The organism is Hirschia maritima DSM 19733 (genome assembly GCF_000378345.1).
GTDB classification, from domain to species: domain Bacteria; phylum Pseudomonadota; class Alphaproteobacteria; order Caulobacterales; family Hyphomonadaceae; genus Hirschia; species Hirschia maritima.
Map to the genome: position 1 here is coordinate 19,527 of NZ_KB899545.1, position 14,954 is coordinate 34,480.

At 42.6% G+C, this 14,954-nt stretch carries 16 protein-coding genes; 7 read left to right on the forward strand and 9 right to left on the reverse strand.

All coding sequences use genetic code 11. From position 1 onward, the window contains the following. Positions 1-206 precede the first annotated feature (206 nt). Positions 207-2,051: a response regulator gene (locus F551_RS0105385; RefSeq protein WP_018996469.1), complete on the reverse strand. Its 1,845-nt coding sequence runs from the start codon at positions 2,049-2,051 to the stop codon at positions 207-209. 256 nt (positions 2,052-2,307) lie between these two features. Then, positions 2,308-2,703, reverse strand: a complete 396-nt coding sequence (locus F551_RS0105390; protein WP_018996470.1) for a TIGR02301 family protein — start codon at positions 2,701-2,703, stop codon at positions 2,308-2,310. A 186-nt stretch (positions 2,704-2,889) separates the two neighbouring features. Here F551_RS0105390 and F551_RS0105395 point away from each other — a divergent pair, with 186 nt between their 5' ends. From F551_RS0105395 to F551_RS0105405, 3 genes are read left to right on the forward strand one after another with little or no spacing between them, the layout of a single operon-like run. Beyond that, positions 2,890-3,336 (forward strand): hypothetical protein, encoded by a 447-nt coding sequence (locus F551_RS0105395; protein WP_018996471.1) that lies wholly within the window; start codon positions 2,890-2,892, stop codon positions 3,334-3,336. A gap of 3 nt (positions 3,337-3,339) precedes the next feature. Beyond that, complete coding sequence (locus F551_RS0105400; protein WP_018996472.1) at positions 3,340-4,767, forward strand: FAD-binding oxidoreductase; 1,428 nt, start codon at positions 3,340-3,342, stop codon at positions 4,765-4,767. Between the two features lie 22 nt (positions 4,768-4,789). Further along, entirely contained in the window at positions 4,790-5,785 is a 996-nt protein-coding gene (locus F551_RS0105405; protein WP_018996473.1) for a hypothetical protein, read from the forward strand. A 62-nt stretch (positions 5,786-5,847) separates the two neighbouring features. Here F551_RS0105405 and F551_RS0105410 read toward each other — a convergent pair whose 3' ends face one another. Beyond that, positions 5,848-7,794, reverse strand: coding sequence for a cation:proton antiporter domain-containing protein (locus tag F551_RS0105410; RefSeq protein ID WP_018996474.1), 1,947 nt, complete (start codon positions 7,792-7,794; stop codon positions 5,848-5,850). A 122-nt stretch (positions 7,795-7,916) separates the two neighbouring features. After that, positions 7,917-8,531, reverse strand: a complete 615-nt coding sequence (locus tag F551_RS0105415; protein ID WP_026296670.1) for a 2-hydroxychromene-2-carboxylate isomerase — start codon at positions 8,529-8,531, stop codon at positions 7,917-7,919. Positions 8,532-8,812: 281 nt separating this feature from the next. On the opposite strand from F551_RS0105415, the gene F551_RS0105420 reads away from it, so the two are divergent. Further along, entirely contained in the window at positions 8,813-9,310 is a 498-nt protein-coding gene (locus F551_RS0105420) for a winged helix-turn-helix transcriptional regulator (protein WP_018996476.1), read from the forward strand. A 17-nt stretch (positions 9,311-9,327) separates the two neighbouring features. Here the strand turns inward: F551_RS0105420 and F551_RS0105425 are convergent, their stop codons facing one another. Together F551_RS0105425 and F551_RS0105430 are read right to left on the reverse strand one after the other, a co-directional pair. Next, positions 9,328-9,663 carry a hypothetical protein gene (locus tag F551_RS0105425; RefSeq protein ID WP_018996477.1) on the reverse strand — a complete coding sequence of 112 codons (336 nt, stop codon included), beginning with the start codon at positions 9,661-9,663 and terminating at the stop codon, positions 9,328-9,330. Between the two features lie 11 nt (positions 9,664-9,674). Further along, positions 9,675-10,133, reverse strand: a complete 459-nt coding sequence (locus F551_RS0105430) for a tellurite resistance TerB family protein (RefSeq protein ID WP_018996478.1) — start codon at positions 10,131-10,133, stop codon at positions 9,675-9,677. Between the two features lie 197 nt (positions 10,134-10,330). On the opposite strand from F551_RS0105430, the gene F551_RS0105435 reads away from it, so the two are divergent. Further along, a complete protein-coding gene (locus F551_RS0105435; protein WP_233355215.1) occupies positions 10,331-11,275 on the forward strand; it encodes a hypothetical protein in 945 nt (314 codons plus the stop codon). A gap of 1 nt (position 11,276) precedes the next feature. After that, positions 11,277-11,921, forward strand: a complete 645-nt coding sequence (locus F551_RS0105440) for a hypothetical protein (protein ID WP_018996480.1) — start codon at positions 11,277-11,279, stop codon at positions 11,919-11,921. Here the strand turns inward: F551_RS0105440 and F551_RS0105445 are convergent, their stop codons facing one another. The 3 genes from F551_RS0105445 to F551_RS0105455 form a co-directional block, all read right to left on the reverse strand. Continuing rightward, positions 11,922-12,893 (reverse strand): pseudouridine synthase, encoded by a 972-nt coding sequence (locus F551_RS0105445; RefSeq protein WP_018996481.1) that lies wholly within the window; start codon positions 12,891-12,893, stop codon positions 11,922-11,924. A 95-nt stretch (positions 12,894-12,988) separates the two neighbouring features. Beyond that, the gene (locus F551_RS0105450; protein WP_018996482.1) at positions 12,989-13,441 is read right to left on the reverse strand and encodes a DUF2147 domain-containing protein; all 453 of its coding nucleotides are present in this window, start codon (positions 13,439-13,441) and stop codon (positions 12,989-12,991) included. Beyond that, the gene (locus F551_RS0105455) at positions 13,438-14,076 is read right to left on the reverse strand and encodes a DUF2147 domain-containing protein (protein WP_018996483.1); all 639 of its coding nucleotides are present in this window, start codon (positions 14,074-14,076) and stop codon (positions 13,438-13,440) included. The genes F551_RS0105450 and F551_RS0105455 overlap by 4 nt, the downstream gene beginning before the upstream one ends. Before the next feature lie 264 nt (positions 14,077-14,340). On the opposite strand from F551_RS0105455, the gene F551_RS0105460 reads away from it, so the two are divergent. Continuing rightward, on the forward strand, positions 14,341-14,934 hold the full coding sequence (locus F551_RS0105460; RefSeq protein WP_018996484.1) for an outer membrane protein: 594 nt from the start codon (positions 14,341-14,343) through the stop codon (positions 14,932-14,934). Positions 14,935-14,954: the final 20 nt, after the last annotated feature.

The window sequence follows — 14,954 nt, forward strand, 5'->3', positions numbered from 1 at the left end:
TTGTGATCGTGTAGATATTCAGCCCTTGGCTTGATGTCCTTGAATTGCCTTAATGTGATACTACATTTGTAATACGGGAATTGTCTTGGCGTGTTTTACGTTGCGGCGATATCTCCTTGCTGTGCCGTTATCCCCAGAACGCTGTGGCACAGCAGATCCAGTGCCTGTTCCAATACATCCCCCCTAGATTGTAGCAGGTTACTGGGTCAGCTTTCTGCATTGGCGATTGATTGGGGAGTATTCTGTTTCTTTCGTTGGTTCTTTTTCTCAAAACGAATAAGAACAGTGCTTAACGCGGCCATCAGGTTTCGCGTTTCAATGGGCTTTGAAACAACGCCGCATATTCCAGCTTTATAGTATTGTTCTATTTGTTCTGGAGCTACGTTTGCTGTAACGGCGAGGATCGGGATATCTGCATTGTCGGAATCTAGTTTCCTGATGATTTTAGTCGTTTCAACACCACTAATTCCCGGCATCATAATATCTACAAGGATTGCGTCATATGAGCGGTGTGAGCTGCAAAGTTTTATCGCTTGCTCACCATTCATTGCGACATCGACGTTGAATCCTTGCTCGGAAAGTAGGACATTCAATATTCTCAAATTTGCAGGATGGTCATCGACACATAATACTCTGCGTTTTCCTGCGGTAATCAGTTGTTTCTCGTTGTTTTCGATTGGTTCCGCAAATGGTGCCTCAAATGTAAAAAGGAAATGTGCACCGGGAGCAGGGCGTTCTAGAAGTTCAATGTCTCCATTCATTTTTTGAGCTATTAGACGAGAAACATGGAGCCCAAAGCGCTTTAGGGATGAAAATTCGATGGATGGAGTTTTATTATCTGGTGCAAATAGTTTCTGCCGCAATTCCGATTTTATGCCCGGGCTAGAATCAGACACAAGCAATCTTACAAGAGCTTTGTTTCCCGCTGACGGAGAAGAACATCTCACATCTATTATAACTCCACCTTTGGCAGTTGATTGAATAGCGTTGGATAAAAGGTTGTTGATGATTTGTTGTGTGCGCGCTGGGTCAATCATGATATCAGCACTGCACTGTTCATCATGGTTTAGACTAATATACAGCTCCTTATCATCAGCATGACCTTTCCATAATAAAATGGACCGCTGAACTAGTTCCAAAATGCTTGTAGGCGTAGGTGAAAGTTTAAGTTGATTGTTTTCAATGTTTGACATGTCAAGAAGATCATCCAATTGATTGGATAGTTCTCTCGCTGCATCGCGTATCATGTCCATCATGCCAGTTTTGGATTTGGAGTCTGCTGAAGATTCCAATATTTCGATAGAACCAATTATTGCATTCATTGGTGTTCTTAGTTCGTGACTGGCCATTGCAAGAAAATTGCGTCTTTCCTGACTTACATTGATGAGTTTTTCTTTCTGTGAGGCCAGCAGATTATTCTGAATTTTCTGACTTGTTTTGAACGTCAACGTGATTGCGCCGACATGTACGAGATTGATGCAAAGAATGAGAAAACTCAGATAAGCATAGTCTTTAGGGGGGAGTGTTGTTGGAGTACCCCAATATCCAGTCACACAAATAGAAATCACAATGAAAGTGATCACCGTCGAAATCAGCCCCATAAACAGTCTCAATTTCGAGTTAGCCATCACAATCGTCAGCAATATTGGGAATAGAAAAGAAGCTGAGTAGGTGATCTGACCAGCACAATGAAATGCTGTTTCCGCAATAGAATATAAAGTTATCAGAATGGCTATCGGGGCTGGCCAAGCGGCGGTGGGCCAACGAATTAATGACAAAGCACAAGCGGAATTCACTAATGCGCTGAAAGCCATTACCTGCTTACAAGAGAGAGGAACATTCTCAAAATTGAAAGCAATTATCGCGCTAAAGATTGAAGACAAAGCCAACAATAGGACGAAGTATGCATCGGTAATTTTTGAGTGGTCTTTAGAAGAGCTTGGAACAATGCGAGATTTTTTGAAAAGATATCGCAAGAGGAAGTTTACCTGTTCTTTATTAGAACGGTCTTGAGCATAGTTGTCTTTAGAATATGAGCTATCCTGTGCCACTTACGTTGCTTTAAAATCCTTCCACTATTTTCGGATACGCGTTATTCGTACAAAGTTAACACTGCAAGCTCTATTTTTCGTTTCGTAAAATTATATAAAACAACTCTACGTCACGTGTTAACTTTTCTTAGCATATGTAGTTGTGGGATTTCGTCAAGTATATCCACTAGGGATGTCCCTAGTATTGTTTCATATTTTTAGTAAACACCAGTAAAACTGCACAATCAAAATGGTATATCTTAAAACTTAGTTTGCTTTAGTTCATGTATTGAACGGCAATTGCTTCAGCGATCTTTCGGCCTTTTGATGCGAGAGACATTTCCAATTGAGCAGCGTTTAGATCACAACGACTTAGGTGGTTGCGTCTGTGTTTGTAACCTTGATTGAAAGCTTTTGTAAAAAGAGATTTTCGTTGTTTTGAGGATGCTTCATGCTTTAGAAAATCTCTCATATAATTTCGCCAATATTGGTCTTTGTTACCATTACAGAGAGTACGGATGTAATGCACTTCACCCAAGATTCCAGCTAGATCTCTTCTCAATGTGAGGTTGGCGTCCGCTGATCCTTGTTGCGCAAATGCGCTAGCTGAGCTCGCAATGAACACAAGCATCACAAATGCTGTTTTAATGTGTGAATTGTTGAAACACTTCATTGCTATTCGCCATAAATAAGTCGCAGATACATTCTTACCATAGAAAATGGTAGCATTATGTTGTCTGCGAGAAATATACTATCTCTGACTAAGAAGATTTCCAACAGATGAGGCTATTGATAACTAATTTGACCTTCACGTATGTCATGGTAGATCAGCCAAGGTTTGTAGCGGCGTAGTAAATTAATGAACAAATTTTCTCTAAAACCATTGTTGTGTTTGGCTATTGTGGGATTCATGCTTAGCGTCGGGGTGTCCTCTTATGCACAAAGCATCTCTAAAAATGGATCAACGATTTTGTCCGCTGATGAAGCGCGAGCAGAACTCTTTGGTGTATGGATGGAAGGGGAAACTGCACAGACCAAGGAGCAGTGGAGTGAGTGCATTCAGCCAAATGGTCTGACCGTCTATAGTTTTAGCGGACTGGAAATGGTTGGGAAACTGGAAGTTCGCGAGGATGGTAAAGCCTGTTTTTTATATGAAACGGATGCTTACAGCCATACAAGTTGTTTTCGGGTTAGCAGAAATGGTGATGGCTATACTTTTTGGGGTGGCGTAGAAGGCGTTTTTACGACTACAAGTATTCAACGTAATGTAAGTACTTGTCCTTCTGCAAACACGCCTATGAGTTAAACAGTGTCACAAAACAATATTACATCAAAATTTTTACAACGCGCAAAAGAGATCCTAGGCCCAGCAGGGTTTATTGATGATATTGCGGATATGGATAGTTATCTTTCGGATTGGCGTGGAAGAATGAAAGGCGATGCTCCGTTTGTTGCGCGTCCAGCAAATGTTGAGCAAGTTTCTCAATTTATGGCGCTGTGTTCTGAATATGGCGTATCTGTAACACCTCAGGGGGGGAATACCGGGCTTGTGATGGGAGGGCTTCCTGACGGAGAGGTTTTGCTCAGTACCAAAAGACTCCGTGGTGTTAGAAACGTCGATCCGCTCAATGATTCTGTAACTGTAGAGGCAGGTATAATCCTCGCGGAGTTACAAGAGCTGGTCGCAAAAGAAGGGCGTTTATTTCCATTATCATTGGGAGCTGAAGGTGAAGCACAAATCGGTGGGTTAATTTCAACCAATGCTGGTGGTGTGGCTGTGGTCAAATACGGTATGATGCGAGATCTTGTGTTGGGGCTGGAAGTTGTCATGCCGGACGGGCGTGTTTGGGATGGATTAACCGCTCTTCGTAAAGACAATACTGCGTATGATTTGAAACAACTATTTATCGGTGCAGAAGGTACTTTGGGGGTCATCACGGCAGCGACATTGAAAATGTTGCCTGCACCCGCAGTTAAGATGGTATCTTGGCTGTGTGTCGAAAGCCCTGCAAAAGCAGTTGAACTTCTTGCTATGGCGAAAGCTGAAACAGGTGGTGCTGTGTCCAGTTTTGAACTGATGCCAAAAATTGGTGTGGACTTTGTAATGGAACAAATTCCTGATGCGAGGAATCCGCACCCTGATGCTAAATCGCCGTGGTATATTCTAATGGAGATCTCTTTCCCTCGTGAAGAGGGGGCAAGAGAGGTCATGGAAACTCTGCTTGAAAAATCTATGGAAGCAGAATTGGTCACTGACGGTGTTTTAGCGGAAAGTGAAGCTCAAGCCTTTGAAATCTGGAAAGTTAGAGAAACTTTGCCATTAGCTGAAAAGGCTTTCGGCAAAGCAGTAAAACATGATGTGTCGGTGCCAGTTTCTTTGCTTCCCGAGTTTATCGAACGCGCAAATGAAAGAGTTTATAAAATTGCGCCTCAGGCAAATATCATTTCTTTTGGTCATGTTGGGGATGGTAATATGCACTATAATGTTGCTCCACCTGAGGGAATGAATGATGTTCAGTTTGGCGAGAATTTTGGTTCAGAACTAACTGAAGCAATTCATGATCTTGTGTGTGAAATGAATGGCTCTATTTCTGCTGAGCATGGTATCGGAACAATGAAAAGAGATGAATTGGCTGAGCGTGTTTCTGATGTTGAGTTGGATATGCTTCGTGCAATCAAAAAGGCGTTAGATCCTGATTACCGAATGAACCCGGGCAAGGTTTTGTCAGAGATATAGTTATTTTTTTTGGGGGGGAGACATGTTTGGTCTTTTTAATCGTGGAAAGCGACCTGAGTTAAAGCCCATAGATTGGCATCCCAAGTTGGATGAAGCACTCCTATATTGGAACAAGGGAGAGTGGAGTAAATTATCTGATTTACTCGCGAATCTCTCTAACAATAGCCAATTTTCGCTTCTTCAGTCTATAGGGAACAATAGCGAACTTGATGTTATTGTAGGAAAATTTCCCGATACACCGTTTGCGTATACAATATTGGGTGCTGTTCAAGTTATGTGGGCTTGGAGGCATCGAGGGTTTGGTCGTGGAAACGAAGTTGACGATGAAAGATGGGAGCCTTTCTTCAATAATTTGGTCAAAGCGTATAACAACCTTTTGCAATCAATTGAGCTTCAGCCAGAAAATTCGGTTGCGTATTCTTATTTTATACGTGCCGCAACCGGATTGGGTGATGATTATTCAGTTGAGATTGAGCCATCAGCACGGAAATTGTTACAGTTGAAAGACCCGCCCATGGAAGGCTTGTGTTTTGCTATGCAGGCGCTCAGCCCCAAATGGCACGGTGATCTTGAAACAATGTATGGGTACGTCGCTGCTGTAGAAAGACAAAAAGAAATCCATCCCTCAAGATTGTCATTGATTGCACGTGCCCAGATAGAGAATTGGCTTTGGGAGGTATTTAGAGAAGAGGATGAAGAAAAAGATCTAAAAACTGATTTTTACTTCACACAAAGTCAGGTCGTTGAAAAAATTGTGCAGGCAAATCAAAAATTCAATGACGAAATGATAGCGAATAAGTCCTCGCAAAAAGATGAAGCAGCAATATGGTTCGCTCACAATAATTTAGGGTGTGCTTTGTATCGTGCTGGGCAATACAAATTGGCAGCGGCACATATTGACGCCCTCCAAGACCACCCAGGGGAGTGGCCGTGGGTTTATAATATGGGGAGTCCAGTTGCTCCCTCTTGGCCGGACTTACGTAAACAGGTTGGATTATCCAAATACATCACTCCTTGAAGACTGATCATTTGTTCAAAAATGAGTCTGGACAAAATTTTATAGAAAAGCCCGATTGAATTCTATTTTTGGTGGGTAGAGTTCTTTGTCTTTATTGAAGCCATTTCTTCTTTTAGTTTGGGAATTTTCGTACGTTGAATTTCATGGATTTTATCGATCAATTCCTGATTTTCATATGAAGGCACATTGATATCGTAGACTTGTGCGATTTCCAGCATGGATTCGCCATTCCACTTGTTGAAGTGGTCTTTAAGTTCTTCTGCAGTTTCGCGGGAGTGCCCCAGAGCTTCTAAAGCTGAGCGCCCAATGCGCAATGAGCTGTCATAAGTTTCTCGAATGATGTCTCGGCAACCGAGGCTGTACAACTCATAAACATGATCGCGGTCAACTGCACGTGCGATGACATGTAATTTTGGGTAGTTGGATACCGCATATTCTACGAGTTGATTGATCTGGTCTTTATTATCGATATTTACGATAAGTAATTTTGCTTCCTCAATTCCTGCTGCATGTAAAAGGTCTGGGCGGGTTGCATCGCCAAAATAGGCATGTTTGATCCCAAACGTACGCAATATGTCTAAGTGGCCGGAATTGTAGTCAATCACGGTTGAATTATAGCCTGCAGCTTGAAGCATGCGATCAACAATTCCACCAACGCGTCCGCGCCCAGCAATAATGATAGGGCTAGAGGTTTCTATATTATCTTGCTCTTTAGCTTGAGATTGAGCAAATCGAGGGGCAATGAGTTTGTCGTAAACTATAAATAGGGCCGGTGTTAACAGCATTGACAATGCAACGACCAACATCAGTTGATCTGCAATGGACGGAGGCAAAATGTTGTTGCTGACAACAAATGATAGCAATACAAAACCAAATTCACCTGCTTGTGCCAATCCTAATGCAAAGAGCCATTTTTGGCCGCCACGAATTTTAAAGACATAAGCTAGTATCATTATGATAGTGGCTTTTAAGGCAATCAGGCCAAGTGTTAATCCAAGAATTGGCAAGAAGTTTTCTGAGAGCAGTGTAAAGTTGATACCAGCTCCGACGGTGATGAAAAATATTCCCAGCAACAGGCCTTTAAATGGTTCGATATCGGACTCCAACTCATGGCGATACTCACTGTTGGCCAACACCACTCCTGCCAGAAAAGTCCCTAAGGCAGGTGAAAGCCCAACCAGCATCATCAAGACAGCTATACCGATAACGATCATCAAAGCAGTTGCAGTGAACAATTCTCGCAAGCGTGCCCCTGAAACGAAACGAAATAGAGGGCGCGTTAGAAAATTACCTCCAATTATAATGGCTGCCACGGCTCCAATCGTAACGAGAGCAGTTTGCCAACCGTTTAACCCTTCGACTAGGCTAAGGCTTGTGTGGTCATCGTGATGATCGTCTTTTCCGTGATTGTTTTCAGAAGCATGCGTATCATGGTGTCCAGCTTCACCGTGAATTTCGGCTGATTGGATGCCATGACCAACTGAATCCACGAGGTCAGGCATTGCCAACAGTGGCAATAGCGCCAGCATTGGTATAACGGCTATATCTTGAAACAAAAGCACGGAGAAACTGGCTTGCCCGCCATCACTTTTCATCAAGCCTTTTTCATTTAAAGTTTGAAGTACAATGGCTGTAGAGGAGAGTGCTAAAACCAAACCAATAGCGAGTGAAAATTTCCAATTTAAACCCAAGCCCATGCTGATTGCTGTTACTGCGATGGTGGTGAGAACTACTTGTCCACCACCCAATCCCGATAACCTGGCACGCATTTGCCAAAGAACTTTAGGTTCCAACTCTAGCCCAACAAGAAAAAGCATCATTACAACACCAAATTCCGCAAAGTGCTGAATGGAAACAATGTCGACATCTAGCAAAGAGAGAATTGGGCTGATGACAATTCCAGCAATCAAATAACCAAGGACAGAACCAAGACCGAGGCGGGATGCTATCGGAACGGCAATAACACCCGCACATAGAAAAATGAAAGCGAGAAGCAGCGTATCTGTCATCGGAATCTAACTCACAACGTTATCAATCTAGTTGTGTGTAGCTAGTCAGGTCAGACTTGGATAGTTGAAACTTTCAGAAACAAACATGTTGGGTTTAATGCTGACAGTTTTGTGTTGATCAGCTAAGCGTTTTTTTGTGCAATGATTTCTTCTTCGATTTCTCGGAGAGTATTTTTACCAAAAAACATTTCTTTACCGACATAGAATGTGGGGGCGCCAAAACATCCTCTTTTAACAGCTTCTGATGTGTTGTTCATCAACGCACCTTTGATTTCGTCAGATTGAGCCGCTTCAAGAATTTCGGCGCTGTTTAGGCCTGCCGCGTTTAAGATTTCTTCAATTGCTTCTGCTGTTTTTAGGTTTTTGTCTTGTGTCCATGTCGCATCCAAAGCTGCATCAAGGTATGGACGAAGTTCACCTCTTTCTTTGGCTGCAATTGCGCAACGTTGCATAAGAACACTGTGCACAGGAAAGGCTGAGTTCATTTTAAAGTTTGTTATGTTGTGTTTTTTTAGAAAGCGAGCAAACTCAATACGTTCATAGTCAAACCTACCTGTGACATTGCCCATCGTCATCATAGGCGGTTGGTTGTTCGTAGCTTTAAAAATGCCACCCAGCAAAACCGGTACATAGTTGAAATTGACACCTGTACGGTCTTCAATTTCTGGCACTATCTTGTGTGCCAGAAATACGTTCGGACTAGTAATATCGAAAATAAAATCAACTTGAACTGTCATGAGCGTTTCCTGTCCTTGTCCCTCTAATAGCATATTTTAAGAGGCAGGCTCGTACATCAGAGATTGGGCTAAGGTGTACGAGCCTGCTTCTATGCGGAAACAAAGAAATGTTCTTTGCTCCGCAATCTTATGCAAATTTGGAGTGCGAATTCATTATGTCTCCGTGCACAATGTGATTCAGCATCAGTATTTTTTTTGGTTTAATAATGAAACCAATATACTTGTTTGGTTTTTGTTTGCAACCATTATATACTAAGAATAGTAGATTGCTGGAGGCATGAATGACGCAAACACATAATCAACCTTGTGCTATAGCTCAAGCACTCAATATCTTTGGAGATAATTGGACGTGGTTGATTATTCGCGAAGCTTTTTACGGCGTTTCTCGATTTAGTGAGTTTCAGCGAAATATTGGAATCGCGAAAAACTTACTCAGCAATCGCCTTTCGACCTTGGTTGAACAGGGGATATTTGAGAAAAAAAATGTGGGTGAAAATGGTACGAGATATTCCTATCACCTTACGCCCAAAGGGGCAGCTTTAAGAACTCCGTTGTTTGCCATTTTGTTGTGGGGAAATGAGTATATAAGCGGGGACGGAAATGAAGCGGTATTATTGACGGAGAGAAATACCGGAAGGCAATTGACCACAATGTCACTCGTTTCAGAGAGCGGCGAACCCATTGAGCCTAATGATGTGCGTGCCATCGCAGGTCCCGGCGCGAACCAGGAAATTCTTGATAAATTTGAGAATGCTAGAAATTTGAAAAAGCAGAAATAAATTCGTTTTTATACTTCTCAACAACCGAACTTCACGTCTTCATGATCATAAATAATAAAGGCATCCTGTAGTTCATCCCATTCGGTGAATACTGTGTATCGACATTCATCAGACATATCGACACCAATAATTCGATCACCAATAACTTTGGATGCTACATTTTTCGGTTTCTGATCCCATTGGAATGCTTTGCCATTATGCGGCATGTTGATGACTTGATCCGGTTCACCGCGTTCCAACATTATATATTGAATGGGTTTGCCATAAAACTTCTCTAATTTTTTGTCTGTTGAAGTACATGCATGAAGCGCAGACAGTGCTGTTATTCCACATATCAATATCCGCATCTTCATGTTTGTATTCCTTACTGATTCATTGCAGCTTCTACGCGTTGTCTAGCGTGAGCAGATGCAATTGGCTCCAGTCCCATCATCTCAACTAGTTTTCTTACAAGCGCATCTTCATTGGGATCGCGTGTTTCGTCAGATAATATGACGCTCCACAGCCCCTCAAGCACAACAAGCCTGTCTGCTTCGGGAAGACTTGTTTTGATGAGGTGAGTAAAACGAAAAGTGTCAGCGCACTCTGTTTCAGCTTGTTCGCCTTCTTCGCGCAATGTTGCTGCTTCATCGCTGCGCAATTTGTATATGTGCCCAAGAATGGAGGAAATGAGGTCACGTTCTACTGAGGTATAATCGTGATCAACATGAGCTGCGTGAACGAGTAAAGCAGCGACCGCGGTTCGCGCGTCGCTTTCATTCAAATATTCTGGTTTTTCGGCGGACGCATCGCCTTTAAGGCGTTCAAGAAATGATTTTAGCATGAATGAAAATTACGGTTACTAAACGCAGGTGGCAAGTAAATAATTGAGTGGAAACTCGAATTTATTTTATTGAATTCATGGGAAGGTGAAAATTTAAAATACTTTAGAGTTAAAAATAGAAAAATGTAAAAAAAGCGTATTCTCCATGAAATGCTTTTGCTAGTGTTAATCATGTTGTGGGGCGAGCATAGCAAGGCATGCATATGAAGATAAAAGAATTTGTTGAAAGGGTAGAATCGCAAAACGGAACAGATTCTGGTCGACGCCTCAGTATGGTGGCGTTGATATTTACCCTGTTGATGGGAACATTTATCGCAGTGTTTGCGGCCAGCCGCCCACAGTTGCCACCGGCACTAGCGCTATTTGTATTCGTGACAGCCCTTGTCGCGTCAGTATTGATTGCTCAAATACTTTTTGACCTTGAGGGATGGTATGAGCAGAGAAAACGAGATCTGGACGCCGAAGAGATTTTTCAGTCTCTAAGGGGAGCGCGGGATGAAAATTTGGTCCCATTTATTCTGTATTTGCGTCCATTTGTGTCTACAGGAAAAATAGCCGCTGAAAAATCAAAACTCCTAAGGGTGGGCGCCAGCTCCATTGGAAATGGACCGTTGATGCTTGCGTCTGATCGAGTGGAGTTTGAGGAAGAAATTGAAAAAGCGCTTCGTCCATTGGGCAAATTAATTGCGCTGGGAAAGCCGCTAGAGCACATGGGAGCAGGCCGAATTCGAGTGGATGATAATGTGTGGCAAGACGCAATCAAACTGTTGATGGATAATGCAGAAATGATTGTCCTCTTGCCTTCTCCCCGACCTGGAACATGTTGGGAGGTTGAACATTTACTTACTTCTGGAGCCCTTGAAAAAACAATCGTAGTAGATCCGCCCAATGATCGTGGATCGATTGAGGACGGTTATGACCCAATATCGGAATGGCATGGAGTGCGGGACACTTTTCATGAACATGGCTACGAGTTACCCGAGGATAATGAAGAGGGGTCTTTGATAATTTTCGGAACTGATAAGAAGCCATCAAAAATATCACGCATAGGGTTGAGTGGTGAAAACCAGGTGCGGAAGTTTGCAAAACAATTGAGAAAACTGCTTAGAGATAAAGCTAAGGGAAACAGGGTAGAGGGATAAAATGCGTAATATTTCTAGTTCGGTATTGGCACTTGCCGCGATGGTGTTGTCCAGTTTTACGACATATCTGACATTTTTCGATTCCAGATACACATTGACTGCAGCAGTGGCCAAAGTGACAGGTCAAGTCAGTCGAGGATACGGTTCAAACAGTGATTCCAAGAGCGTAAATTATAGGTTCTTCACCGACACAGATATGGTGCTATCTAATCGTGGTACGCGCTCACTTGTTGTTTCCGATATACACGCCGTTAAATCGTCAAACCCAGAGAAATGTGAAGCAGAAAAGGACGCAGAGCGTATTCGTGTTCAAGAGTACACAGCTGACGGACGAAGTACTGTGTGGATCAAACCTTTTATAGTCGAGCCAGGTTCTATTAGTGCGCGTACATTGTGGGTTAACCCATCTGCTATTGATCAAGAAGTTAAGCCTGATGAGAGTTTTGAATTATCACCAATATCTGACCTATGGTGTTTGGAATGGAAGATCTTTGATCCGAACGGCAAAAAACATGAGAACCTGATGCCTGCGTTTGAATTGTTTGTTGAATTTGAAAACAAAGAGGGAGAGGGCTCACCTATCGCAAATATGCGATTAGAAGATAAATCGGGTCCAAAGGAATTGCTTAAACGAGGTCTGTTCTAGTTATTTAGAACCTGGGTATTTGGGGCGCGATTTAGCTTTTCGATTATGCTTGGAATATCCAGCAGCATTGCGCCCCTGATCTTGCTTGTTTTTACCTGAGCCTTGCTTGCGGAGCTGTTGCTTGCGTTGTTCAAGCGACGGTGCTCTTTTTGTCGAAGGGGTGGTTTCATTTTGTATTTGTGGATCTGGTTTAGGCTTGGTGTCAGCTTTTGATTTATCAATCAAACCATCGCGTTCTCTGGAGGATAGGGGCCTCCACTTGCCTTCTGGAAGATTTTCGATGTGTACATGCCCAATACGAATGCGAAACAGATCCACGACATGCAATTGAACTAATTCAGCCATGCGCCGGATTTGACGATTTCGGCCCTCGATCAAAATAAAACGTAAAAGTTGACCGCCTTCATGTGTGACTTTGGCGGGCTTAAGTGCGCGTCCATCCATGCGAAGGCCATGGCACAGTTTGCTAATCTTATCGGGTGTGATTTTGCCATTCACTGTGACGAGGTATTCTTTTTCACTTTCCGCATCAGGGCCAATGACAGCTTTTGTCAGCACACCATCTTCAGTCAAAATAAGCAGGCCTCGAGAATCCTTATCGAGGCGACCTACAGGCGCAAGCCTGGAATCTCTGTTGGGGAGGTTTTCACAACGTCCTGCAAGGTTTGCTGGAGTTAGCAATCTAACAGCTGGAATTTCTCCGTTATTGGGGTGAGCAGAGACATAATCAATAGGTTTGTTTAAGACGATAGATAACGCGCTGGAGAGTTTGTCAGTTGCTGCGTCAGCTAGAGTAAGAGTTTCGCCTTTTTCTATTTTACGCCCCGGCTCGGTGACGGTCGTTCCATCAATTGATATCAACCCTTGCTCAACCAAACCTTCGGCTTCACGGCGTGAACAGACACCAGACTGGCCTAACCATTTATTGATGCGTTGTGGTTCATCACCTTCATATGTTTTGGTCCAAGCCATAATATTGCGCTTAATAGTCCACTCTGATTACTGAATGGAATGGGTTTTGAACTGGTTTAGCACCTTTAGCAATTGGTTTGTTGGTTCAAAGCTTTCTATTCATTAGACTGAACGCAACTTTCGTCGGTGGGAGATGTTCTTTTCCAAGTATAATTGAGGCCCATGAATTCATATTTGTCATAAGCTCTAACAATTAGATTGCCATCTGTGATTTTTAGAATTGCGCCGTACATAGTTTCTGTTTCTAAATCAAAGATTTGACCATCATCCCAGCGCGATTTTTCTTCGTTTCTGGATAAATTGGAAATCAAAGGAATTCCGCATAAGATATCTGCATTCTGAAGCAATATTTGGTATTCTGCACTTTGTTTGTAGAAGTCACGAATAAATCCACAAACATTAGGACTACCGGCCTCGCATTCTGTGATTTCAATAATCAAGGATTCGTCATCAGTAAGCCAAAACCCCATCACACTGTCTTGTTCCTGAGCAATGCTTTGAAATGAAAATGTGCACAATAATATGCAGATTGAGAAAATCTGTTTCATTTGTTTATTTTCCATTTTTCTCTTTGTGGTGTGTCACATCTGTCCAATGGAGAGATAACTTTTTTCCAATGAGCCAATTCACCGGTAATTTCTTTTCCTGCAGTTAGACGGAAAAGGTAGTCAGCACTACTCAACATGTCCGGAAGATTGCCGAGGGCGGCGTTTATAGCGATGTCGACGCTTTCGTTTATACTAGTCCCTTCATAGATTAGAACTTCGAGGCGACCTGTGTGTCTTGGCCACGCTTCAATATTAAAGACCTTTCCTTTTTCTCGAATGTAAACAAATCCAGTAAGCGTTTTTGAACGCTGATTGTATTGTAAGTCGTGCAATATTTGACTGCCGCAAACTTTCTGTCCCCATGCCCAAAAGTCTGGATTGGAAAAATCTCGGTCATTTGTCTTTCCCTGAAATTGAATTAGCTGGCCGCATATTTTTTGATTGTCTTTTTCGCAAGTTGAAATTTGAATTGTTCCGATTTCATCATGTAAGCGCCAGTAACCTTCAAAAGGGCGTAATTCAGGAGTTAGTTCTGCTTGCTTTTGTGGTGTTGCACATGAAGTAAGAACTGAAAGGCAGCCAAAGAAAGCAAGTGCTTTTATTGGAGGGGGGAGGGAGGCTAAAAAATCTCTCATACGTTCAATTTTCTAAACAATTAAAGTTGAGAAGATTGAAGGTTCATAGCGTGGAGTTTTTGTGGAGGTTTTGCTGCGAAAGCGTTGAGTGGAACGAGAATATGGTTCTGACTTTCCTGTGTGCAGTGAGTGCGCTGTTCGACATCAAAATTTATGAAGAAAACTCGTCTTCATAGAAAGTCGATCAAATACATGAGTTTGATCCATATAAACAATTTATCTCCGACCTCGATCGCTATTGATCGATGAATTGGAGAATTTTCAATGTCTAGATGGTCTACTCTTACAACCGTCATTGCACTTCTTAGTATTCCTGCCACAGCGCACGCGGATAGTCCGTTTAATGGTTTTTCCATTGGGGGAAATGTTGGTCTAGCTAAAAACCAAGCCAAAAATCCAATTTCAGGCGTGGATACGGGTACAGTTAAAAAGAACGGCAAAGAGTTCCGAGGCTTTGTTGGGTATGACACGTTGGCCGGAGATAATTTTGTTGTTGGCGGAGAATTGGGATTAGCGACTGCGGGTCCAACAGTGACATGGTCTAATGACGAATATTCCTACAGAGCCGATCCCAAATTAGCCATAGATGCATCGTTGCGAGCTGGCATATTGGTAACAGATAATGCGTTAATTTATGGACGAGTGGGGTACGCTAATGCTTCAGTTAAAACATCGCTGACCACACCTTCTAACTCTGATGTCGCAAGCAATAGTAAACGAAAAGGCGGAGTATTATTTGGAGGGGGCGTTGAGTTCGCCGTTTCAGATTCTCTTTCATTACGTGGAGAGATTTTGAAAAAAGATCTAGGAAAAATTGATTCTAAACAATTGCTGTTTGGTGCTGCGTTACGATTTTAACATAGCGGTGCAGGGCATGT